Consider the following 23,209-nt stretch of genomic DNA (forward strand, 5'->3'; position numbering starts at 1 on the left):
ACCGGCAAGGCTTGGGCCAATTGCTCAACGAACAGCTCCCAAGTCTTGGTTCCCAAAGTTGTTATGATTGGCGGGATATTTTATACAGTTATTGGTCTGTGTTCTTTTGTGGTGGGGATTGCGCCGAAGATTTGTCCGGAAATTTTAAGCCAAGCCTGTCTCAATCCCCTTTTTTAAAAGTTCCTAGTCCGGACAGGGTTCTGGGCAGGTTAAAGGAACTGGCAATGCCAGGAAACTTTTTTTCTACACCAAGAGGGCAATTCCAACACCACTTTGCTATCCATGAAAAACTGTCGGATTTAAACCTTTCGGTATTGAACAGGTTATTTGGCTTGTCCAAAAACAAAGTCGACCTGGACTATGACAACACGGTTTGTTTTACCAAAAAGCAGGATGCAGAACGTACCTACCACAAAGAACTTGGTTACATACCCGGGGTTGGGCTTGTTGGCTCAAAAATAGTCTATGTGGAAAATCGAAATGGGAGGAGCAACGCCGCCATATTGCAAGAAGAAACCCTTGAGCGTATGTTTGGGCAGCTTGAAAGGGCATCAAAGTAAACAGGTTTAGGGCAGACAGCGCTTCGTACACTTTCAAGATCATCAAGGTCGTTGAAAAACATACGGACAAATTTTACATCAAGGCTAGGATGTCCGCAGGCTTGGCCAGTACTATAGCTTCGGTAAAACAATGGAAACAAATGGATAAAAAAAGGAGGACACTTTCAGGGGAGAAACATTTTACGTCCCTTTTGAACGGGCGGCAAGGGATACCAAATCAAAGGGAGAACTAAGGCCCTACAGGTTTATCGTCACCAAGGAAAAAAGAAGAGCCGGGCAGATCAATGCTTTTACGGGGGAAGCCTGTAATTATTGGGTGATCATCACCAACGATCAAGAAAGCAAAGTGGACGATACCGTGTATGACTACAATCAACGGGGAACCATAGAAAAAGAGTTCGATGTGCTGAAAAATGACTTTGGATGGGGGAAATTACCGTTCTCTATACTGGAACAGAATCTTGTTTACTTACAAATAACAGCAATTTGTCGCAACCTTTACCATTATATCATCCAGGCGTTTTCCAAAAAGGTTAAGGGACTCCTGCCTTCCTTTAGAATTAAAAAGTTTATCTTCAGGTTTATTGCCATACCAGCTAAATGGGTGTATCATTCAAGGCAATGGCACTTAAAAATATATGGGGATATAGCTTTGAAAATATAGGAGGTCTGCGGCAGTCGCTCTTTGAAAATATTGGTTTTTGCCTTAAAAGGATAGTTCCTTCAAGGGGAAAATACGTCCTGTGGTCAAGCATTTTTGTTTCCAAAAAGGAACCACCCCCCTTTTTTACCTACCTTAAGCTATCCAAAAGGGTATCTTTTCATTTGTATCCGGAGTTGCGGATTTAAGGTGCAAACGAGAGCCAGTGTGGAGGCTGCACGAATAGCTTTGCCCAAAAGGCTTTTGTTTGTACTTTTGTATACTACTTATAAAAACAATATCTATGTCCATATCCAAAGAATCCGAATTAACAGGTATGCAACGGGCAAGTGAGGCGGTGGCCTGTACACTCCGGGAAATGACAAATTATGCCCGTCCGGGAATGTCTACCAAAGAGCTCGATGACTACGGAGCAAAAGTTCTTTCGGGTTTCGGGGCGAAATCTGCGCCTTTCCTTACCTATGGCTTTCCGGGGCACACCTGTATAAGTGTAGGAGGGGAGTTTTGTCACGGCATACCGTCCGCCACACGTATTCTTAAAGAAGGTGACCTGGTAAACATAGATGTTTCTGCCGAACTTAACGGGTATTGGTCAGACAATGGCGGATCGTTTGTTTTGGGGGAAGATATTGACCAACACCAAAAACTCGTCGATGCTTCCAAAGAAATTTTGAGGAAAGCCCTGGAGCATATCCGCGGAGGCGTTCGGATTTCGGATATAGGACAACTAATGGAAACCGAAGCCAAAAAGAACGGGTATAGAGTAATTAAAAATCTTGCCGGTCACGGTGTGGGCCGGAGCCTGCACGAAGAACCCATAGATCTTTTGAATTACAAAAACAAATTCGACCGGAGAAGGTTCCGGAAAAATTCAGTAGTAGCTCTCGAAACTTTTATTGCTACGAACTCCACCTATGCCGATACCCTTGCCGATGGCTGGACAATGGTAGGGAATAAAGGCGGTTATATGGCACAGCATGAGCATACTATTGTCATTACCGATGGTAAACCCATTATCCTTACTGAAGAGAACGGAATACTAAACTAAACCAAAGGTTTAACCTGGCGCTTGTTGCAAACGAGCACCAGGCGGAATTTTATACATCCCGTATAAACAACAATTAGTTTTTCCAACGTTGCAACCTGTCCAGGTATAAATGAGACTCTACGGTTTTCCTGTGTTCCTTGTCCGTTAGTTTTTCTAACAGTTCCAGGGAAGAAATATAGGAAGCCAGGTTACCGTTCGAAGATATAAACTTCCCGTCCTCTACATAACTTACCTCCGAATCATCCTGGACCAGCAGGTTGGGATAATTCTTTTGCAAATCATTACCGCCGCCTATCCAGGTCACTATTTTTTTACCATCCGCAATGCCCGTTGCTCCAAGAAGCGATGCACCGGCACAATTGCTTACCGTATAATCCGTGTTCGTGTTCTGCCTGGTAATAAATTCAAGTAATTTTGTGTCTTTGACTTTAGTCGTCATATCATAGGCGCTGGGTACAATGACGACATCCAGCACCGGCGCGTTGCTATAGGTATAATCAGGAAACATCTTTAAACCTTCTTCACAGGTTATCATATTGTAGCTTTCCCCAATGGTAATCACATTAAACAACGGTTTACCTGTTTCCGAATTTTTGGAGAACACATCGAGCGGGGCGGTAACTTCGGTCATTAAAACACCGTTGAACATGAGTATTCCTATCGTCGGTAAGTCCGGATTTAACGGCTTTAGTTTTTGAGATGCTTCCGTTGCGGTAGCATGTACCGGATCATTTGTCGCCTTGCCATTGCTATTGGTCAGATTACTTTGGTCGGATTGCGGCATAGCAGCGTTTTCCGGCTTCTTTTCATTACAACTCCCTAAAAGGGTGGCGCATAAAATAATGGCTACTGTTAAACTTTTATTCATAATTCTCAGTGTATAATTGGTTTATGAGTACTTATAGCTATCCTGTTCCAGACATTAATCATCGTTACGGCCATAATAATTTGTGCCAGGTAAGTTTCCGAAAAAAGATTAATAGCCCGGTTATAGGTGTTTTCCGTAAGCCCGTTTTGATGTATAAAAGTAATTTCTTCCGTTATGGATAAAATAACCTTTTCTTCTTCAGAGAACAGATCTGTCTCTTTCCAGGCGTTCAAAAGAAATATCCGTTCCTGTGTTTCCCCATATTTCAAAGCATCTTTGGTATGCATGGCAATACAAAATGCACAGCCGTTGATTTGTGAGGCCCTTATTTTTATGAGCTCTCTATGCGTGGCGGAAAGTTCGCTTATTTTAGACATATGTCCTTCAAGGGCTATTATGGCCTTATACGCTTCCGGTTGTAGTTTGTCTATCTGAATCCTTGGCTCCATAATGATTTGATTTTCAATTTATGGAACAAAGATATGTGCAATGTCCGGCAATAAAATTGAACTGGTTCAAGAAGTGCTTTTCCGCCTTAATTTACTAACGTATTCCGGAGATAGCCCCAGATAAGTAGCTACCAGGTATTGCGGAACATTGTGTACAAAATCCGGGAACGCATCCCTGAACTTAAAGTAAATTTCTTCCTTGGAATAACTGAAAATGTATTTCATCCGCATTAAAGCAGCGCCATAGGCAATCTGGTAAATCGTTCTGAAATACGTCTCCATTTGAGGAAACCGCTTTAATAGTTCTTCCTGTTTTTGCTCGCTTATCCGAAGAACATCCGAAGGTTCTACCGCCTGGATATAAAACTTCGAAACCGTTTTATGCTGAAAGGCTAAATAATCTGTTATCCACCAATCCTTAATGGCAAACTGTATTGTTTGTTCAGCTCCCCTGTCATTAATAAAGTACATATGCATACAACCATTAATAACAAAGTAGTGATCCAGAGTTTTATCTCCCGCCCGGTAAATGATATCCTTTTTGCGCAACGAAACCCGTTCGAAATAAGAAGCGATCTCTTCAAATTCAGCGTCACTCAGAACAATAAATTTACAAATATGCTCATATAGTTCTTTCATCTTAAAAGCGGGGTTTTATAGGGTTGTGTTATCTGTAAATAATGATAATAATTCCATTACAACCCAAAAGTAGTGAATTACCGTAAGTATTCTACATAGGTACTCATCTGCAACGAGCACCGATTATCTTCTGCATTTGTAATGCTCACGGGCCAACTACTTCCCCAAAACCTGCCTGATCTTATGATAGATCTGGTGGTTGTCATAAATACCGCGAAAAGCTTCTGAGCCCGGGCCATAGGCAAAAACAGGGACCATAACCCCGGTGTGTCCGCCCGTGGTGAATTTTCCGTCCAGGTCATTGTAGTTACCATCTTTGGACGGGAGGGAATAGCCCCCGGTTTCGTGGTCGGCAGTAATGACAATGAGCGTATTACCATCTTTTTTCGCAAAGTCCAGTGCCTTGCCAATGGCTTTGTCAAAATCAATCATTTCCGTTATAATATATTCCGCATCATTAGCATGGCCACCCCAATCGATCTGTGAGCCTTCTACCATGAGGAAGAACCCTTTGTCCGATTCGTTTTGCAGGTGACGGATGGATGGCGCTATGGAACGCGGCAAAATATCGTCACGCCCTTTAAGGATGGACTCCGGCTGGTCGTCCGCAATAAAATAGCCTACCTTACCGGAGGTAGCTTCGAGTTGCTGCAAAGTATTGACAAATGAAAACCCTTTGTCTTCCAGTTCTTTGATGATGTTTCGGTTATCAAAAGGTTCCTTTTTAGCGTCTACACGGTTTTCAAAATACTTTTTCCCTCCGCCGATAAAAAGGTTTACCGGGGCGTTGACCATATCGGCAGCAATTTCGTTTTCCATACTTCTTTTCAGCTGGTGGGCAAAAAAGCTGGCCGGGGTGGCATGTGTAATAGCGCAGGTGGCAATAAGCCCGGTGGAATAACCATCGTTACCCAAAAGTTCCAGCAGCGTTTCTTTCGGTTTTCCGTCCTTGTCTACGCCAATGGCGCCGTTATATGTTTTTTCACCTATGGAAAAAGCAGTGGCCCCCGCGGCAGAATCCGTAATCAGTTCGGAAGAAGAACTGGTTTTGCTGAAGCCTACGTTGGTAATCCGTTCTACATTGAGTGTTTTATTTCTGTATATCGCGCTGGAAACCTGGGTAACTCCCATGCCATCTCCAACCATCAGGATTACATTTTTAGGGCGTTTACCGGTTTGGTTTACGCTGATTTCCGCGTTTTCCAGGTCGGTTTTAACCGTCGGGCTTACATTAATGCTGCAAGCGGAAATGATAAAAAGCACGGTAAGAGCACTTAATCTGGCTAGTAATTTCATTGTTATCGTGTTAAATTAGGATTTTAGAATAATAGCTGTTTGCATATCAGTTCTCAAATTTAGCAATCATAACGGATTATACCCGTTTCCGGGCTTTATATTTCTGGGGTATTTTGTGGAGGGGGTGTTACAAACGTTGTATACGGTAAAGAGACTCGTTGCAGACAAGCGCCAGGTGAGATCATAAAAATACTAAGAAGCATCTTTTATCCATTGTATAGCTTTTTCCGTACTTTCTTTCAAATCACATTTTATATCCGGTTCAATACTGCCGTGGATGACTTCTTTATTTTTATCACAATAGTTTTTTGAGGCCAACAAAAGTTTTGCATCACTCATAAACGATATTAATTCCAGGTGAGATGTCATTCCTCTCGTTTTTTCACCGAATACTTTTGTATTGTCCTGAAACTTAAAGGCAAGGCTAATAAATTCTCCGGCACTTGCGGTGTTGTTTCCAACTAACACAGCAATTTTTTTATTTTTGTTTAATAATAACGTATCAGAAGTAATGCTATCCATTTTATAATCACCAAAATAGAAAGCATCCGGAAAGCAGGAAATCTCTATAAATTCATTTTTATTGTTTTTGGCAATGCCCACTAATGATTTTTGAAATAAGGGAGCTACGCCCAGGCATTCGGTAGATAGTTTACCTCCTTTATTTTTTCTAAGGTCTATAATCCAGCCTGATAAATTATGTTCTTTATCTAATTTCATTAAAGATTTACGGATGTTCTGTGTATATATTGTACTAATACTATCATTGGCAAGAAACCCTGTTAGTTTGAGATATCCTATATCACCGTCTAAAACCTTTGATGTTATTTCCGGTATTTTCAAAGTATCGGATAATAAAGGGTTGGGAGTCGATGATGGAAGAAAAATACTGTGCCCGTCATCAATAAGTTTTACAGTATAATCAATAGCCCGGTAGACATCGTCGTTGGATTTAAATGTTTTTATAGAATCTTTTATCGTTTGTTTTAATGCCGTCCAGTTGATATCGTCTTTTTTTATAGATCGCTCCTCAATTAAGCCAAATACCTGGTCAAAAAAAGTATCAAAATTCCACTGGGGGTCCTTCTTACAGGAAAGTAAAATTGTCAGAATAAGTAGTGTAAGTAATTTTTTCACGTATATGAAGTTGGTTGGGGGTAATTCATTGAATTGACTTTAAATATACAGGTTTTTTCTTATTTGATAATTCCGGAGGAAAATGGTATTTATTCTTTTAATTATCTTTATTCCCTTTTCAATGGAATATTAATATAAAAACCATCCTGCAAAATCTATCATTCATGAAAAAATCATTGTTACTCCTCACTTCATTTTGTTTTTTATTATCCCTTCAACTCAGTGCCCAGGAAGCGAAGCCCAAGGCCGTTATCAACCATATTGCCGTTTACGTTGTTGACCTGGCCAACAGCACGCACTTTTATCGGGACATTGTGGGGTTAGATACCATACCAGAACCATTCCATGACGGCAAACACACCTGGTTTTCCATTGGTTCCAATGCTCATTTACATTTAATACAGGGCGCAACAACGGCTGTAAAGCAAGATAAAAACAGCCATCTTTGCTTTTCCGTTCCGTCCGTTCCGGACTTTATTAAAGTGCTGAATAAAAACAAAATTGCCTACGAAAGCTGGAAAGGTGAAAAACAAACGGTTACCGAGAGGGTAGATGGCGTAAAACAGATTTATATGACCGACCCGGATGGGTACTGGGTAGAAATTAATGATGCCAAGGACTAAAACAGGTGGTTTGGTTAATGAGTTGATTTGGGTATTAGGTTATTCAGGTAACACGGGGAAACTCTGGCGCTCGTTTGCAACGAGTGCCCATCAACTTTATATTTTAACCCCATTAAATAGTATGAATTCCCCGAAGTCTGTCCCGAGTTTATCGAAGGGCTCTGCATCGAAATGGGCTAAGGTTTGTTCGTTTGAATACCTCGTGAGAGTTGATTCTTTCCGCATTAATACCCTGCAACCCGAACCTCCCGCTTTTAGTCTTGTAGAGTAATAATAGAAAAGGCTCCTCTCTTCATCTGAAGACACTGGTGCCTAACCAAGTCGAAGTATGGGAACCCCCAGCGTAGCTACGGGGGGATTGAAATTCCAAACCATCTTGTGTGTATACGTCAAAGTTTGCGCTTGTCAAAACTTCCTGCCCGAACTTTCCATACGGAATTCATTATAATTTTACTTACTTTAGTCATACGGAATAATTATTCCGGGTAATACAAAAGAAAAATGGTAGCCATAATAGCACAAGTATTGACCGCTTTGGTCGCATTGGAACATCTGTATATTTTATGGCTGGAAATGTTTGCCTGGGAAACAGTAGGGAAGAAGACGTTTAAAAACATTCCCGCAGAATTGTTTAAACCCACAAAAGCGCTGGCCGCCAACCAGGGGCTATACAACGGTTTTCTCTCGGCCGGATTGATCTGGTCGTTTCTGATCTCAGACCCGGAGTGGACTGCAAACATTCGTTTATTTTTTCTGGGTTGTGTAATCGTGGCAGGAGTATACGGAGCCATAACGGCTTCCCGGAAAATATTTATAGTCCAGGCGTTACCGGCAATTATCGCCTTTGTTTTTGTGTTGTTTTCTTAGGGAAACAATGGATTTATTCAGGCTTGTTTAAGTGTAGTGAAAAAAGTACCTGTAATACCAGAGAACCAAAAATGGTAACCAAAGATCTTTTGGATCACATCCTGGTAATTAAATCCAATGAAAACAAATAAATCAAAACTATTAATACATGATAAATATTACTTTAACCTTGTTTCCCGGAAAATCAGTTTTACCCCGGCCCTAAAGGGAGCCTGATTTTCCTTGATTCACCCTTTAGGCCGGGGTCAAAAATCGAGGAAAATTCGTGGATATTAAGCTTTTATCACATACTAAAATCAAAACTATTAAAATGAAAGTCATACTATGGTGTTGCATGTTATCACTCCTTACTTTTAATGAAATTTATGCTCAGGATAGTCTCTTGAAGGAAGTGGAGTATACTATTATTGCGGAAGGCACAGACTCACCTGTTCCGAATTTACAAATCGTTTGTTTCAATAAATTTTTTAACAAAGACTATCTGCCGGCAGATTTCCGGGAAAAATATAAACTTAACGAAAAAGGACTTTATAAAAAGAAAATGCTGATCGAGGCTTTCCATTCCGACAAAGACAAAAACGGACTTGATGATATTGAATTGATTGGAATTAAGGAAAACAAGGAAAGTTTGGTTGTGGAATATAATCTTGTGAACTCTAATCATGAAAATGACGATAAAGCATTAGCTCCCTTTCTTATTGTCCAGGTACCAAAATCACAGAAACAGATCAGGTTTATTGTTGATGGAAAGGAATTAGGAAAAGGCACTAAACTTTATGTAGATTAAAAAACACTGCTTCTTCCGCAAAGGATATTCTATGTTAAGACAAATTGAATTCCATTAAATGGGGCTTATTCCCCAACGCCTGTCCTGATCCCAAATTATCGGGATATCGAAGGGCTCTGCATTGAAATGAGTTAAGGTTTATTCATTTGAATACCTCGTGTTCCAATAATTATCGGGATTGCCCCGAGGTAGTTGATTTTAGATACTGTTTAATTGCCAATCGGGTTTGCCCGTGGCAACACACATAAAACAATGCGACAATCGTTTACAATTCTGCTTATCGGGTTAACAATCCTATTGGGTTGTTCAAACCGTGGTTCTGACAAGGATAAAAAAAGACCCGGACAGACAATTCGGAATGGAGACATCATTTTCCAGACTTCAAAATCAAGTCAAAGTAAAGCCATTCAATTAGCAACAAATTCTAAGTACAGCCACATGGGCATTATTTACAAAGATGACGGACAGTATTTTGTTTATGAAGCGGTTCAGCCTGTAAAACTAACTCCTTTGAAAGAATGGATAAACCGTGGAGAAAAAGGATACTATGTCATAAAACGATTGAAAAATGCCGACAAGATATTGACTCCGGATGTTGTAATAAAAATGAAACAAACGGGAGAGCAGTTTAAAGGAAAATCCTATGACATTTATTTCGAATGGTCGGACGATAAAATTTATTGCTCCGAACTCGTTTGGAAGATCTATAAACAAACGGCTGATATTGAAATCGGACAACTCGAACGGCTTTCGGACTTTAACCTCACAGACAACATTGTTCAAACCAAAATGAAAGAAAGATACGGAAACAACATTCCAATGGACGAAAAAGTAATTTCCCCCGCCGCAATGTTCCACTCGGACCAATTGATTACGATTGAAGAAAAATAAAAACACCATACCCCGAAAAGGCTTTCCCGCCACTTAAATTTCTCCGTGTATTTCTGCGCGCTCTTTGTGCATCTCGTCAACTCAGAAATCCACAGCCCAGTGGATTCGATACATTCCGAACGTAGTTCAGAACACTCAGCGACCTTGCTTTGTGCCAAACTGCAACTTGTAATCTGTAATCTGTAACTTGCAACTTGAAACCCACAACCCGCAACTTTCTCAAAAAAACTTAATTTTTTTTAACCCTTCCTTAACTATTTGTCGTCTTTAATTATGTAGTGCGTAAAATATGAATGCTAAAATTGTTAACTGCGCAAAATATTATGACCCATTTTGGTAAAATAGTAAAGCTAGCCAAAAAGCTTGCCGACATGATCTTGAGAGGAAAACGGATAGAGCGAACCGATATTGAAGGCGATCTTTTCAGTGACGAGGACAGGGACTATGTCATAGAACACCTTTCCGATCCGGTAAAGATAGAAGCGCAGCACAAGCTGGCAAAAGAGATTTATAAAACCAGGAATAAAGACTGGCAAAAGGTAGAAGCCGCTATCCGTCCGCCGGTTAAAAAAGTGAGGTATCTGTATACCTGGACAAAAGTAGCCGCCGTATTTATAGGCTTTATTGCCGTAGGTTATTTCTTTTTCCGGGACCATTTGCCCGGGGAACCAACCCCGGAGGCCGGGGTAAAGGAACAGCATATAACCCTTAAGTTGCCCGATGGTAATATTAAAATCCTGGGAGAAGCGGAGAACGTAGATATCAAAGACAAGAATGGGCAGATTGTAGGTGTGCTGCAGGGAAGCCGTATTAACTACCGGAAAGAAAGAGATGCCGTGAGTACGGCTGCACCGGAATACCACGAAATACAAATTCCTTTCGGAAAGACTTTTGAACTCGCCCTTTCCGATGGTACTACCGTACATCTCAATGCGGGTTCATCCTTAAAGTATCCTGTACACTTCACCGGGAACCGGAATCGGCAGGTATTCCTGGAAGGAGAGGCCTATTTTGATGTAGAGAAAAATCCGGAACAGCCTTTCGTGGTAGGAACGGAGGGTATTAACGTACAGGTATTGGGTACCCGCTTTGTAGTGAATTCCTATAAAGAAGAGTCGCGTATACGTACTGTTCTGCTCGAAGGATCGGTAGCCCTTTTTGAAGAGGGTGAGGGCTACAACCCGGAAAAAGCCGCCATGCTGGTACCCGGACAAAAAGCGACATGGGACAAAACGCAAAAAGATATTTCTTTCGAAGAGGTCGATACCGGTCTGTACATCGGCTGGATGGAAGGTAAACTGATCTTTAATCACGTGCCCTTCGGCGAAATACTGAGAAGGCTGGAAAGGCATTACGATATAACCATAGTCAATAAGAACGAAACCCTGGATAAAGAGATATTTACAGCCAGTTTCGAAAAGGAATCCATAGAGAACATACTGAATTCTTTCGACAGGAATTATCCTTTCGAATACACGATCCGGGGTGATGATATTGTGATTAACCCTTGAGGGGAGTTTGGGAGTTGAGGAGTTGTTAGTTGTTTAGGAACTTGCAACTTGCAACCTGGAACCTGCAACTTGTTACCCGAAACCTATAAAAACAAATTTGCCTATGACAAGATAATATAACCGTAAAAAAGAAAAATTACCCGTATAAAAAAACCGGAAGATGGTGGCACATCCCCCGATTTGATATGGAGTGATTAAAACAATGTTTAACCACATAAACCAAAGCAAAGATATGAAAAACCTTCTGAAGTCAGGGAGTGTATTTATTCATGCATTAAAGTTTGACTTAAAGATGAAACTCCTGATCTGTTTCTTCGCGACATTTTTGTTCCAGGTACAGGCAGAAAACTTTTCACTGGACGTGAAAATTTCACTGCACTTTGAGGATGTAACCCTCGAAAAGGTACTCAAAGAGATCGAAACGCTGACCGAGTACAAGGTATTGTACAACGACCGGGAAGTGGATTATAAAAGGCGGGTTTCCGTAGATTTTAACCAGGTACCTTTATCGCAGGTGCTGAACAGGCTTTTTACCGGGACACCTATTGTTTATGAGACCCTGAACAAGCAGATTATCCTGAAGATGGATAATGGCAGGTTAAAGAGTTTCCTGCCCGGAACCGGTAACGATCGTCCGGATGCCGTACAGGTAGCGGTAAGCGGAGCTGTTATTGATGAACAGGGTATTCCCGTACCCGGGGTAAATGTATTGGTAGAAGGGACCACCAAAGGAACAGTAACCGATTTTGACGGAAACTACAGTTTAGAGGTTCCGGGTATGGATGCCGTATTGGTCTTTACCTATATAGGGATGAAACAGGTAAAGGAAACCGTAGGTAACCGGACAACAATAGATGTAACCCTGAGAGAAGATGTGCAAACCCTCGACGTGGTAGTCGTTACCGCCCTGGGGATCAAACGGGAATCCCGTAAACTGGGCTATGCCGTTTCGGAAGTAAAACCGGAGGAAGTCAACGTAAACCGTTCCTCCAATTTTATGAACAGCCTGCAGGGTAAGGTTGCCGGGGTAAATGTTTCCGCCCTGGGAAGCGGTCCCGGCGGATCATCTAAAGTACGTATCCGCGGACAATCGTCCATCTCCGGGACCAACAGCCCGCTTATTGTGGTCAACGGGGTACCTATAGACAACACCTCTTTCGGGACCAATCCCGGGAGTACCGGGGGAGAACCCGGTACCAGTGATGGCGGGGTGTACTCCGACGGGGGAGACGGTTTCTCCAGTATTAACCCGGACGATATAGAAAATATGACGATCCTGAAAGGGGCCACGGCTGCCGCGCTTTACGGTTCCAGGGCCAAGGACGGGGTTATTATGATCACCACCAAGACCAGGGGTGAAGGAGAAGGGCTTGGCGTTACCTATAATCTCAATGTGACCAACCATACCCCGTTGGATTTCACCGATTTTCAGTATGAATACGGACAGGGAGAAAACGGTATGCGCCCCACCTCAGCCAACCCGACTTCCGGGCAATGGTCCTTCGGTGAAAGGTTCGAACCGGGGATGACACAGATCTTGTTTGACGGTGTGGAAGTACCCTATGCTCCGCAAAGGGACAGGATAAAGAAATTTTACAGGGACGGGCTGGATGTTACCAATTCCGTATCCATTGCCGGGGGCGGGGAAAAAGGAGGTTTTAACCTGTCGCTGGCCAATCTTAAAAGTCAGGGGATCACCCCGAATAATGAGTTTGAACGAAAGACCGTAAGCCTTGGCGTAACCCATGACTTCTCCGATAAGCTGAATGTGAATGTACACGTTAATTACTCCAATGAAATAAATACCAATCCGCCAAACGTAGGACAGCAGGACAATACCATCCCGGTGTCTTTATACAACATGGCTAATTCCATGCCCTTGGATTTGCTGGACCAGTATAAATATGATGCGCAGGGTAACGAATATGTGTATTCCCGTTTCCGTAACCGGACAAACCCATATTTTACATTGGCGGAGCAGTTCAACAATATTAAGAGAGACCGTATTTTTGGTAATGTAGCTCTGAAGTACAACCTGCTCCCTTGGCTTTTCGTGCAGGGCAGGGTAGGACAGGATTACTGGTCAAGGGACCAGGATTATAACGGCTTTCCTACCGGGCAGGCTTCCAGGGGCCCGGCCCCGGATGGGTTTGTTAACGGTACCTTTACCCAGGAAGTACGAAGGTTTCGGGAAACCAATATGGATATCCTGTTCTCGGCTAACAAGGAATTCGGAGAAGATTTTGACCTCGGTGTAAACCTGGGAGGAAACCGGATGAAACGCCGTATGGATGTCAACAGGGTAGATGTGACCGACTTTGTGATACGCGATCTCTATACCGTACAGAATGGTCGTGTTAAAGACCCTACCTATGCTATTTCAGAAAGAGCGGTAAATTCCGTGTATGGGGCGGTAGACCTTTCCTGGAAAGATACCTACTACCTGAGCGGTACGTTCCGGAACGACTGGTTCTCTACGTTGGCGCCGGAGAACCGCAGCATATTTTATCCGTCCGTATCCGGAAGTTATGTCTTCTCCAATACGTTTACCAACAAGCCGGAATGGCTATCTTTCGGTAAACTCCGGTTTGCCTACGCACAGGTGGGGAGCGATACGGATGTACCACCGTATTCCGATGTACTCTTTTATGATATCAATCCCAACTTCTTTACCGGCCCTGATGGCAGTGCACAACCCGTAGCAGGGGCCAATACCAGCACATTGCCCAACCCTGGCCTGAAGCCCATGCGTACTAACGAGGCGGAGATAGGACTGGATATCCGGATGTTCGAAAGCCGGGTGAACCTCGATGTGGCCGTTTATCGTAAGGTAACCAAAGACCAGATCATACCCGCGCAGATATCCAACACCTCCGGGTTTACCAATACGCTGATAAACAGCGGGGAGAGCCGGAGCGATGGCTTTGAAGCGCTGTTGAATATAATTCCCGTTAAAAACGATAATTTTCAGTGGGACCTGAACATCAACGGCTCCTATAATAAAACAAAGGTACTGAGCCTGCTCACTGACGAACCGGGAGACAGGATACTGGTTGGCGAACATATATTCAACGGGTTTTTGTACCAGGTCGTCGGGCAGGAAATAGGTCAGCTTGCCGGTTTCGGATACCGGAGGGATGAACAGGGGCGCCGCATTTTCGGTAATGACGGGAGGGCCCTGCCTACCGAAGATATCGTTTTCTTTGGCAGCGCCCTGCCCAAATGGATGGGAGGGATAACCAATAACTTCCGCTATAAGGATTTTAACCTCTCCTTTCTCATAGATTTCAAACTCGGTAACAAGATGATCTCCGGTACCAACTTCAATGCCGTTCGTCACGGGTTGCATAAAATGACCGTGCCCGGAAGGGAGACCGGTGTTGTGGGAGAAGGCGTGAACCTGCAGGGACAGCCCAATACGGTGGCTACGGAGTCCCAGCAATACTGGGAAGTAGTACGGGCATCACAGATCATCGAGCCCGTTGTGTATAACGGAGGTTTCTGGAAACTGCGGCAGATCACCGTAGGTTATGATTTTCATAAGCTCATTCCCGAAAAATCCTTTATCAAGGGAGCCAAACTCAGTATTGTGGCCAACAATGTCCTTATACTGAAGAAATGGGTGGACAATATAGACCCGGATTCCTTTGCATTCAGTTCGGATAATGTTTCCGGGCTCGAATCTACCGGCGTACCTACTACCCGTAGCATGGGATTTAATCTGAACTTAAAATTTTAAAAAAGGAAACCATGATGAAAAATACAGTATATTTTGTTTTTGCAGTGGTGTTTTCCTTGCTGAACACAGCCTGTGAAAAGGATTTTGAAGAGATCAATACCAACGACGTAGACCCTACAGACGTAGACCCGGTATTTATATTTAACAATGCGGTGATAGGGACCTCCTTCGCCACCGGGCAGCTTAAATACGATGCCGCCATAGTACAGCAGGTGGTAACCCCCAATTCTGGTTTACTTACCGGGGGGAACCACAACCAGGACAACCGTTTTGCTTCGGCGGAAGTATGGGACGATTATTACGAGACCGTCATAAAAAATACCGGCGACCTGATGAGTCACATACAGGACGACCCGGAGTATTCCAACCTGTTACAGATGACACGTATTATCCAGGCTTTTACGTTTATGGTGCTTACGGACAGCTACGGCGATATTCCGTATTCCGAAGCCGGGAAGGGGATCTCCGATCAGATCGTATTGCCGCGATATGATCCGCAGCAGGAGATCTATACCGACCTGATCAACGAAGTAAAAGAAGCCGTAGCCGCCCTCGATGACAATAGCAATGCCGTAACCGGGGAAATACTCTATGGAGGGAACCTTGACAAATGGCGTAAAATGGGGAACTCTCTGCTGCTTCGTTTGGGAATGCACATCATTAATGCCGATGAAACCCTTGCCCGGCAAACCGTGGAAGATGCTTTTGCCGGTGGAGTGATGACATCTAACGAAGATAATTACGTCATCCGCCACGACAGCAATTTTACCAACCCTATAGGGAACTTCCTGAACGGTTCCGAAGCCAATAATTTTTACCTGGTAGACACCTTTGTCGACTTTCTTGCGGATACCGACGATCCCAGGCTGGGCTCCATAGCCGTCCGCTATGTAGGGGCGGCATCCGGAACGGAGCAGGTCCCGGCCAATGCATCCACAGACCTGGCCGACCAGGTGGGTATGCCTATGGGGCACGATAACAGTACCATAGGACAGGCCGCATCTGCCCTGGGATTGGCAAGTTTCTATGATTTCAGCCAGGTAGACCGCAGGCGAATGGTAAAGATTGGAGCGCCGATGTACCTGATTACTCACGCGCAAACACAACTGTTACTTGCCGAAGCCGCTACTTACGGGTGGGTGTCCGGAGACCCGGCAGATTATTTCGAGACCGGGGTAAGGGCACATATGGAACTCATGGCCGAATACGATACCAACAGCGCCATCCCTGCTGCGGATATAGACCAGTACATCGCCGGTCATCCCTACGGAGGTTCTTTAGAACAGCTTTACGACCAGTACTGGATAGCCTGTTTCCTCAACGGACCCGAGGCCTATGCCAATTTCCGGAGGACCGGCTATCCGGACCTTACCCCAAATCCGTATTCCGGACAGGATATTACGGGGGAGTTTATCCGGAGGATTACCTATCCGAGTTCGGAACTGGCCGTAAACGGGGAACACATCAGTGAAGCCGTATCCCGTATGGGGCCGGATAACCTGGACACGAGGGTCTGGTGGGACCAGTAGCCTTGACATCGTGAAAACAAAAAAAGCTCCTCCCTTCATCCCGATAGTTTTGATATACATCAGGATAGGGAGAAGGGAGGTGCCTGAGCTGAGCAACAGGGAGAAATTTGAAAGAAAAGCTACAGGTATTCCGCACCCCGTGTGCAAGACCTCTATATCCGTGTATCCGTGGCTTAAAAACATAAAAAATACCACTACCGCGGAAGCGGAAATAACAACGTACAGTATCATTACAAAAAACACATTTACCAATCTAAAAACAAGAACTTATGAAAAATGAGTTAAGACGTCTTATTGCCAAAAACAAATCAGAAGAAAAGGCTTATGCAGCATCGCGCCAGGCCGAGATAGATAGTCCGGTTACGGGATCTGCCCGCCGGAACTTTTTGAAAAAGACAGCCCTTGGGGGTATCGGACTTGCAGGATTTATGGGGATGTCATTCGAAGATACCATGGCTCAGACCACGTCCAAAGTCAAACGGAGTTCGGCTCCGTCGGAATTAAAGATCACCGATATGCGCTATGCCCTGACCAACGTTATGGGAGGCACGGCCATTATCCGTATCGATACCAACCAGGGTATTTACGGGCTGGGGGAAGTAAGAGACGCGGCAGATGTGCGCTATGCCCTGATGCTGAAGAGTCGTATCCTGGGGAAAAATCCCTGTAATGTAGAAAAGATCTTCAAGGTGATCAAACAATTCGGCGGCCCGGCAAGACAGGCCGGAGGGGTTTGTGCCGTAGAGATGGCCTTGTGGGACATTTGTGGTAAAGCCTATGATGTACCGGCCTGGCAGTTGCTCGGGGGGCGTTACCGGGATAAAGTACGGCTATATGCCGATACCCCCGAGGCCCATTCACCCGAAGAGCAGCAGAAACTGATCAATTACCGGATCAAGGACCAGGGTTATACCTGGCTGAAAATGGATGTTTCCATAGGCGAACTGAAAGGCAAGCCGGGAACGGTTGTCAATTCGAAGTTCTGGGAAGACACCAAGGGTAACCTGGCCCAATGGGGCGACCGTCAGAACCCGATGTCCTATGCCAATACCATGCACCCCTTTACACAGATCCAGATCACCGAAAAAGGGCTGGACGAATTGGCTGCCATAGTGGAAAACGTACGGAATATGGTAGGCTATGAAATCCCGATTTCTACGGACCACTACGGTCATTTCGATCTGAATAACGGAATCCGCCTGGCCCGTAAGCTTGACAAATACCGTCTGGCGTGGTTTGAAGATATGGTACCATGGCAATACCACGAACAATGGAAAGTGATCAGCGAAGCTATCGAAACACCTACCACCACGGGAGAAGATATTTACCTGCTTAAAGATTTCCTTCCGTTGATCCATAACCGGGCCGTGGATATCATCCATCCGGACCTGGCCTCCTCGGGCGGACTCCTGGAGACCAAGCGTATCGGGGACTATGCGGAAGAGTTTGGCATCGCTATGGCCATGCACCAGGCGGGTACGCCGGTGTCCTTTATGGCGAATGTACATTGTGCTGCCGCCACGCAGAACTTTTTGGCACTGGAGCATCATTCCGTAGATGTTCCGTGGTGGGAAGACCTGGTAACGATGACCGGGGGCGGTAAAATGATCGACAAAGGTTTCGCCCCGGTACCGCTGACGGCCCCGGGACTTGGCATAGAACTGAACGAAGATGTGGTAAAAGCCCACTTGCATCCCGGCGATAAAACCTTCTTTGCCCCGACCAAGGAATGGGACGAGGTCCGTTCGCATGACCGAACGTATAGTTAGGGGGGTATCAGGTTATTGAGTTTATAAATCCGGTGGCTTTGGTACATTCCGAACGCAGTTAGGAACACTCAGCCACCTCGCTTTATGCCCAAACTGACTACGCCTGAACCTGCAACCTGCAACTTGTAACCTGTAATTTGTAACCTGTAACCCAAAAAACACAATCCATTTAAAAAAGAAAAAGACATGAACAAAACGAACATTGTAAGCCTAATACTGATACTGCTATCTCTGGGACTTTCTGCCCAGCATGTGGCTTCGCCACCGGACTATATAAAGACTCTGACCTCAAAATGGGAGGGAGAACGGCTTGAGGACGGACGTCCTAAAGTATCCGATGCCCTTCTGAAGCGATTAAAAGCCATTAATGTGGAAGAAGCGTGGGGATTCCTTCGGGGGAAGGGTTTTCATAACCAGTACGAAGGCGGCTGGAAGATGGTCCATGATGACCGGGTAATGACCGGGAGGGTACTGACGGCGCAATATATGCCTTTGCGTCCGGATTTTGATAAGGTGGTAAAAATGCAGGGTGTCAAGGAAAACCGGGATACTATAGGAGGGAGTAACTCCTGGCCCATAGATATCCTGCAACCAGGCGATGTGTATGTAGCCGATGGCTACGGGCGGGTAATAGATGGTACACTAATTGGTTCCAACCTGGGGAATGCCATTTATGCCAATTCCCGGAACGGTTTTATTTTCGATGCGGGGGTTCGGGACCTTGCAGGCCTGGTGGAAATAGAGGATTTCAACGGCTGGTTCCGCGGGGATGACCCGTCGTATCTGCAACAGGAAATGCTGACGTCTATCAATGCTCCGATCCGTATAGGGCGTGCTATTGTATTACCCGGCGATGTGGTGCTGGCCAATCGTTACGGCGTGGTGTTTATTCCTGCACACTTACTTAGTGACCTGGTGATTTCTTCGGAAGTGACCAACCTGCGAGACCAGTTCGGTTTTCAGCGGTTGAAGGAGAAAACCTATACGGCGGGCCAGATCGATACGCAGTGGACGGATGCGATCAAGAAAGATTTTGTGGACTGGCTGGGACAATACCCGGACAGCAAACTGCCGATGACCCGGAAAGAACTGAACGATTATCTGAAAGCACACAAGTATTTGTAACCGGAGACTTTCGGATGTTATGAAAGGATATGTGTATTGGTTTGTCGTTGTTGTCCTGGGATTGACTTCCTGTAAAGATGCCCCTGGAAAGGTCTCTTCTGATACGGTCGACTGGCCTGTATACGGTGGAAACAAGGAAGGAAACCGGTATTCGGAACTCCGGCAGATCAATAAGGAAAATGTACGTGATCTTAGGGTGGTATGGATGTACGATGCTTCGGAAACCGGGAAAGAGGACCAGCGCTCCGGGCAAATACAATGCCAGCCTATAGTGGTAGATGGTATATTGTATGGGACTACTCCCGGCCTGAAGCTTTTTGCCCTCAAAGCAGATACCGGGGAGCAGTTATGGAAGTTTTCCCCTTCGGGCAATCGTACACAAGGGAAAAACACCAGCAGAGGCGTAGTGTATTGGGAAGGAAATGAAGAGCAGCGTATCCTTTATACGGTAGGGCCAACCCTGTATGCCATTGATGCCCGCAACGGACAGCCTGTAAAAACATTCGGAGAGCAGGGTAAAGCAGACCTGCACCAAGGGCTTGACGTGGGCCTGGATAAAGATGTACAATCCTTGTCTGTCACCGCAACTTCCCCCGGTGTGCTTTACAAAGACCTGCTCATTATAGGATCAAGCGTTTCTGAAGGTGGTGATGCCGCACCGGGGCACATCAGGGCATTTAATGTAGTTACCGGTAAGCTGGAATGGGTATTCCGTACCATTCCCCACCCGGGAGATCCCGGTTATGAAACCTGGCCGGAAAACGCCTATTCTGAAGTAGGAGGCGCCAATAACTGGGCCGGGATGGTACTGGATGAAAAGCGGGGCGCGGTTTATTTCGGTACCGGTTCGCCATCCTCCGATTTTTACGGGGGCAACCGGGAGGGCGAAAATCTTTATGCCAATTGCATTATGGCATTAGATGCCACAACGGGCAACTATATCTGGCATTATCAGACCATTATGCACGATCTGTGGGACCGGGATATATCCTGTCCGCCTAACCTGACCACGATCACGATAGAGGGCAGGGAAAGGGATGTGGTGGTGCAGGCTACCAAAGACGGTTTGGTTTATGTACTGGACCGGGATACCGGCAAACCCGTGTTTCCGGTGGAAGAACGTCCCGTGCCTGTGGATGGCCTTCCCGGCGAATATCCCTGGCCTGTGCAGAAATATCCGGTGAAACCGGAACCTTTTTCCAGGCAGGTGCTTACTGCTACTGATATTACAGATATTTCGGAAGAAGCCAATACCTACGTCAGGGAACAATTGAAGAAATATACCTATGCCCATAAGTTTGCACCGCCGAGTGAAAAAGGGACTGTATTGTTTGGTTACAGCGGCGGGGCGGAATGGGGTGGAAATGCCATAGATACCGGGGGTATCCTTTACCAGAATGCCAATGAAGAACCGTGGATACTGCAAATGGTGAGCGTAGACAGTTTTGAGGTAAAAGGGCCGGTATCGGCAGGACAGGGGCTTTACCTGAAAAACTGTGCCATGTGCCACGGGGCGGAGCGGGAAGGAGGCGGACAGTTTCCTGTTTTAAAAGACCTGTCCGGTAAATTATCTTCCGAAGAGGTACATAAGATTATTAAAAACGGAAGCGGGCGGATGCCTTCTTTTCAACACCTTTCGGAAGAAGATATCCGTGCTTTGTCCGCATATATCCTGGACATGCCGGAAAGCGCCGGTAAACAGCAGGATGAACACCGAAAGGCATTTGAGCCGGGTAAACCGGCAGATAAAGAACGAGACAGTGTTTTTGGCTTTCAGCCGGAATACGTAGTAAAGTCATGGAAACAACTGAAAGATGCGGAAGGATATCCAGGTATAAAACCCCCGTGGGGCACAATGAATGCGATAGACCTGAACAGCGGGGAAACCCTGTGGAGTGTTCCGCTCGGGGAATACCCGGAACTGGCGGCAAGAGGGATACCGGCAACGGGAACGGATAATTACGGCGGACCGGTAGTTACGGCAGGCGGACTGGTGTTTATTGCAGCGACAAAGGATGAAAAAATAAGGGCTTTTGACAAGGAAACCGGGGAGGTACTCTGGGAACACCAATTGCCCGCAGCCGGGTTTGCAACTCCCATTACCTATGAAATTAACGGTAAGCAATATGTGGTTATAGCTGCCGGCGGGGGCAGAGGATTAAAGACCGGGGGAAAATATGTGGCGTTTGGGTTGTAGGTGAGGAGTTGATGAGTCCCGATATATATCGGGATGGAGTTCGGAGTTGTTGAGTTGAGGTAGAGGATAGAGCTGTTTGGATTCGGATTTTGAAAGCCCGGCCATAGTCTAAAGATAGGTGTTCGGGCGGATCGAACCCGAAACATTATAAGTATTTGAAACGTAGAATTATTTAAAAACAACAAATTGTGAAAACACTACAAAAGATATGGATACCGGTCTGCTGTTTGGCATTGTTGGTTTCCTGTAAGGAGGTCAGCAAGGAGAAAGCGGAAACCGTGAAAACAGAAAAAGAAGCGTTAGTTATTCCTGCCCAGGAACAGAACGCGGTGAAAGCTGTGGTGGAGTTGCTCCGTGGCGTTATTATAGAGCCGGATGAAATCCTATTGAGCAATCTGACTTCCGATGAGCTGACCTATGGTCATTCGAGCGGTGTTATCCAGGACAAGGATAAATTTATAGACGATCTTGTTCATGGTGCTTTCGATTTTACAGAGGTAGATTTTACAGACCAGCGGATTGTGGTCTCGGGCAGTACCGCCATTGTACGCCATATATTCGAAGCAAAGGCGACCAATGCCGGGGAGCCTGTGGATATCCGTATCGGCAATGTACTGGTTTATGTAAAGCAGGAAGGGGAGTGGAAACTCCTGGCCCGGCAGGCGTATAAACTGTAATCATCTTACCAATTATTAAAAACCCATATTTTGGAGAAAAAGAAAGTATTTTTCACTGTTCTGGGCCTCGCAGCCTTGTTGTTACTGGTATATGTCGTTATGGCCCTGATGGGATTTATCCCGGAGGCAGGCCCTGTCCTGGTGTTGTTTTTTGTTGCTCTGGCCATAGGCTTTTCCGGTTTTGCCCATTTACGGGGCTATGTATATACCATTATGATCTTTGCCGCGGTATCCATGGCGATGTATTACCCGCATTACTTTATCCGTATCGGTGATTTTAAACTGACAGGTTTGATCACCCCTTTGATCCAGGTGATTATGTTCGGCATGGGCACTTCGATGAGTGCGCGGGACTTTGAGTCCGTGATCAAATCGCCCAAAGGGGTATTTATCGGGGTAACGGCGCAGTTTATCATCATGCCCCTGTCAGGTTTTGCCCTGGCTACGGTGAGTGATTTTCCCCCGGAGATCGCTGCGGGAATTGTGCTTATCGGTTGCTCTCCCAGTGGTATGGCTTCCAATGTAATGGCTTACCTGGCCAAAGCCAATCTGGCGTTGTCCCTGACCATTACGTCTATAGCCACCCTTTTAGCCCCTTTCCTGACCCCGGTGTTGATGAAGTTGCTGGCGGGAGAGTTTATAGAGATCGATGTGATGGCGATGATGTGGGACATTGTTAAAATGATCATTATTCCCATAGGCGCCGGGTTGCTTTTCAACAAGCTGTTGCACGGCAGGGCGAAATGGCTGGACCAGGCGATGCCTGTGGTGTCCATGCTGGGCATAGCCCTGATTATCGTGGTGATCACAGCCGCGGGGCGTGACAGCCTGCTGGA

19 protein-coding genes and 2 pseudogenes are annotated in these 23,209 nt (G+C 45.4%); 16 read left to right on the forward strand and 5 right to left on the reverse strand.

What is annotated here, in order from left to right; translation table 11 throughout:
* From ACVBDY_RS22000 to map, 3 genes and pseudogenes are all read left to right on the forward strand, one after another.
* A pseudogene (locus ACVBDY_RS22000) lies at positions 1–560 on the forward strand (hypothetical protein); the annotation flags it as partial.
* Between the two features lie 238 nt (positions 561–798).
* A pseudogene (locus ACVBDY_RS22005) lies at positions 799–1,224 on the forward strand (transposase); the annotation flags it as partial.
* Between the two features lie 280 nt (positions 1,225–1,504).
* Complete coding sequence (map, locus tag ACVBDY_RS22010) at positions 1,505–2,269, forward strand: type I methionyl aminopeptidase (protein ID WP_447177632.1); 765 nt, start codon at positions 1,505–1,507, stop codon at positions 2,267–2,269.
* Between the two features lie 73 nt (positions 2,270–2,342).
* Here map and ACVBDY_RS22015 read toward each other — a convergent pair whose 3' ends face one another.
* The 5 genes from ACVBDY_RS22015 to ACVBDY_RS22035 all read right to left on the reverse strand — a co-directional run bounded on the left by ACVBDY_RS22015 (position 2,343) and on the right by ACVBDY_RS22035 (position 6,658).
* On the reverse strand, positions 2,343–3,137 hold the full coding sequence (locus ACVBDY_RS22015; RefSeq protein WP_447177633.1) for a DJ-1/PfpI family protein: 795 nt from the start codon (positions 3,135–3,137) through the stop codon (positions 2,343–2,345).
* Positions 3,138–3,142: 5 nt separating this feature from the next.
* The gene (locus ACVBDY_RS22020; RefSeq protein WP_447177634.1) at positions 3,143–3,586 is read right to left on the reverse strand and encodes a carboxymuconolactone decarboxylase family protein; all 444 of its coding nucleotides are present in this window, start codon (positions 3,584–3,586) and stop codon (positions 3,143–3,145) included.
* A gap of 66 nt (positions 3,587–3,652) precedes the next feature.
* Entirely contained in the window at positions 3,653–4,225 is a 573-nt protein-coding gene (locus ACVBDY_RS22025; RefSeq protein WP_447177635.1) for a Crp/Fnr family transcriptional regulator, read from the reverse strand.
* A gap of 156 nt (positions 4,226–4,381) precedes the next feature.
* Positions 4,382–5,521, reverse strand: a complete 1,140-nt coding sequence (locus ACVBDY_RS22030) for an alkaline phosphatase (RefSeq protein ID WP_447177636.1) — start codon at positions 5,519–5,521, stop codon at positions 4,382–4,384.
* Between the two features lie 192 nt (positions 5,522–5,713).
* A complete protein-coding gene (locus ACVBDY_RS22035; RefSeq protein WP_447177637.1) occupies positions 5,714–6,658 on the reverse strand; it encodes a S41 family peptidase in 945 nt (314 codons plus the stop codon).
* Positions 6,659–6,822: 164 nt separating this feature from the next.
* Here ACVBDY_RS22035 and ACVBDY_RS22040 point away from each other — a divergent pair, with 164 nt between their 5' ends.
* The 13 genes from ACVBDY_RS22040 to ACVBDY_RS22100 all read left to right on the forward strand — a co-directional run.
* Entirely contained in the window at positions 6,823–7,281 is a 459-nt protein-coding gene (locus ACVBDY_RS22040; protein WP_447177638.1) for a VOC family protein, read from the forward strand.
* Positions 7,282–7,782: 501 nt separating this feature from the next.
* Positions 7,783–8,148, forward strand: a complete 366-nt coding sequence (locus ACVBDY_RS22045) for a DUF1304 domain-containing protein (RefSeq protein WP_447177639.1) — start codon at positions 7,783–7,785, stop codon at positions 8,146–8,148.
* Between the two features lie 310 nt (positions 8,149–8,458).
* Entirely contained in the window at positions 8,459–8,935 is a 477-nt protein-coding gene (locus ACVBDY_RS22050; protein ID WP_447177640.1) for a hypothetical protein, read from the forward strand.
* Positions 8,936–9,187: 252 nt separating this feature from the next.
* On the forward strand, positions 9,188–9,826 hold the full coding sequence (locus tag ACVBDY_RS22055; protein WP_447177641.1) for a YiiX family permuted papain-like enzyme: 639 nt from the start codon (positions 9,188–9,190) through the stop codon (positions 9,824–9,826).
* A gap of 293 nt (positions 9,827–10,119) precedes the next feature.
* Positions 10,120–11,337 (forward strand): FecR family protein, encoded by a 1,218-nt coding sequence (locus ACVBDY_RS22060; protein ID WP_447177642.1) that lies wholly within the window; start codon positions 10,120–10,122, stop codon positions 11,335–11,337.
* A gap of 232 nt (positions 11,338–11,569) precedes the next feature.
* A complete protein-coding gene (locus ACVBDY_RS22065; RefSeq protein ID WP_447177643.1) occupies positions 11,570–15,076 on the forward strand; it encodes a SusC/RagA family TonB-linked outer membrane protein in 3,507 nt (1,168 codons plus the stop codon).
* Positions 15,077–15,087: 11 nt separating this feature from the next.
* Entirely contained in the window at positions 15,088–16,605 is a 1,518-nt protein-coding gene (locus tag ACVBDY_RS22070; protein WP_447177644.1) for a SusD/RagB family nutrient-binding outer membrane lipoprotein, read from the forward strand.
* A gap of 10 nt (positions 16,606–16,615) precedes the next feature.
* Positions 16,616–16,885: a hypothetical protein gene (locus ACVBDY_RS22075; protein WP_447177645.1), complete on the forward strand. Its 270-nt coding sequence runs from the start codon at positions 16,616–16,618 to the stop codon at positions 16,883–16,885.
* On the forward strand, positions 16,875–18,374 hold the full coding sequence (locus tag ACVBDY_RS22080; protein WP_447177646.1) for a mandelate racemase/muconate lactonizing enzyme family protein: 1,500 nt from the start codon (positions 16,875–16,877) through the stop codon (positions 18,372–18,374). The genes ACVBDY_RS22075 and ACVBDY_RS22080 overlap by 11 nt, the downstream gene beginning before the upstream one ends.
* Before the next feature lie 186 nt (positions 18,375–18,560).
* Positions 18,561–19,499: an RraA family protein gene (locus tag ACVBDY_RS22085; protein ID WP_447177647.1), complete on the forward strand. Its 939-nt coding sequence runs from the start codon at positions 18,561–18,563 to the stop codon at positions 19,497–19,499.
* Between the two features lie 19 nt (positions 19,500–19,518).
* Positions 19,519–21,696: a pyrroloquinoline quinone-dependent dehydrogenase gene (locus tag ACVBDY_RS22090; RefSeq protein ID WP_447177648.1), complete on the forward strand. Its 2,178-nt coding sequence runs from the start codon at positions 19,519–19,521 to the stop codon at positions 21,694–21,696.
* 188 nt (positions 21,697–21,884) lie between these two features.
* Positions 21,885–22,373: a nuclear transport factor 2 family protein gene (locus tag ACVBDY_RS22095; RefSeq protein ID WP_447177649.1), complete on the forward strand. Its 489-nt coding sequence runs from the start codon at positions 21,885–21,887 to the stop codon at positions 22,371–22,373.
* Positions 22,374–22,403: 30 nt separating this feature from the next.
* The coding region (locus ACVBDY_RS22100) for a bile acid:sodium symporter family protein (RefSeq protein ID WP_447177245.1) at positions 22,404–23,209 on the forward strand (806 nt) is incomplete at its 3' end.

It is taken from the genome of Sinomicrobium halophytocola (assembly GCF_052983395.1).

Coding starts and splice junctions, on each gene's coding strand:
- map (WP_447177632.1), top strand. CDS start 1,505: ATGTCCATATCCAAAGAATCCGAATTAACAGGTATGCAACGGGCAAGT.
- ACVBDY_RS22015 (WP_447177633.1), bottom strand. CDS start 3,137: ATGAATAAAAGTTTAACAGTAGCCATTATTTTATGCGCCACCCTTTTA.
- ACVBDY_RS22020 (WP_447177634.1), bottom strand. CDS start 3,586: ATGGAGCCAAGGATTCAGATAGACAAACTACAACCGGAAGCGTATAAG.
- ACVBDY_RS22025 (WP_447177635.1), bottom strand. CDS start 4,225: ATGAAAGAACTATATGAGCATATTTGTAAATTTATTGTTCTGAGTGAC.
- ACVBDY_RS22030 (WP_447177636.1), bottom strand. CDS start 5,521: ATGAAATTACTAGCCAGATTAAGTGCTCTTACCGTGCTTTTTATCATT.
- ACVBDY_RS22040 (WP_447177638.1), top strand. CDS start 6,823: ATGAAAAAATCATTGTTACTCCTCACTTCATTTTGTTTTTTATTATCC.
- ACVBDY_RS22045 (WP_447177639.1), top strand. CDS start 7,783: ATGGTAGCCATAATAGCACAAGTATTGACCGCTTTGGTCGCATTGGAA.
- ACVBDY_RS22050 (WP_447177640.1), top strand. CDS start 8,459: ATGAAAGTCATACTATGGTGTTGCATGTTATCACTCCTTACTTTTAAT.
- ACVBDY_RS22055 (WP_447177641.1), top strand. CDS start 9,188: ATGCGACAATCGTTTACAATTCTGCTTATCGGGTTAACAATCCTATTG.
- ACVBDY_RS22060 (WP_447177642.1), top strand. CDS start 10,120: ATGCTAAAATTGTTAACTGCGCAAAATATTATGACCCATTTTGGTAAA.
- ACVBDY_RS22065 (WP_447177643.1), top strand. CDS start 11,570: ATGAAAAACCTTCTGAAGTCAGGGAGTGTATTTATTCATGCATTAAAG.
- ACVBDY_RS22070 (WP_447177644.1), top strand. CDS start 15,088: ATGATGAAAAATACAGTATATTTTGTTTTTGCAGTGGTGTTTTCCTTG.
- ACVBDY_RS22080 (WP_447177646.1), top strand. CDS start 16,875: ATGAAAAATGAGTTAAGACGTCTTATTGCCAAAAACAAATCAGAAGAA.
- ACVBDY_RS22085 (WP_447177647.1), top strand. CDS start 18,561: ATGAACAAAACGAACATTGTAAGCCTAATACTGATACTGCTATCTCTG.
- ACVBDY_RS22090 (WP_447177648.1), top strand. CDS start 19,519: ATGAAAGGATATGTGTATTGGTTTGTCGTTGTTGTCCTGGGATTGACT.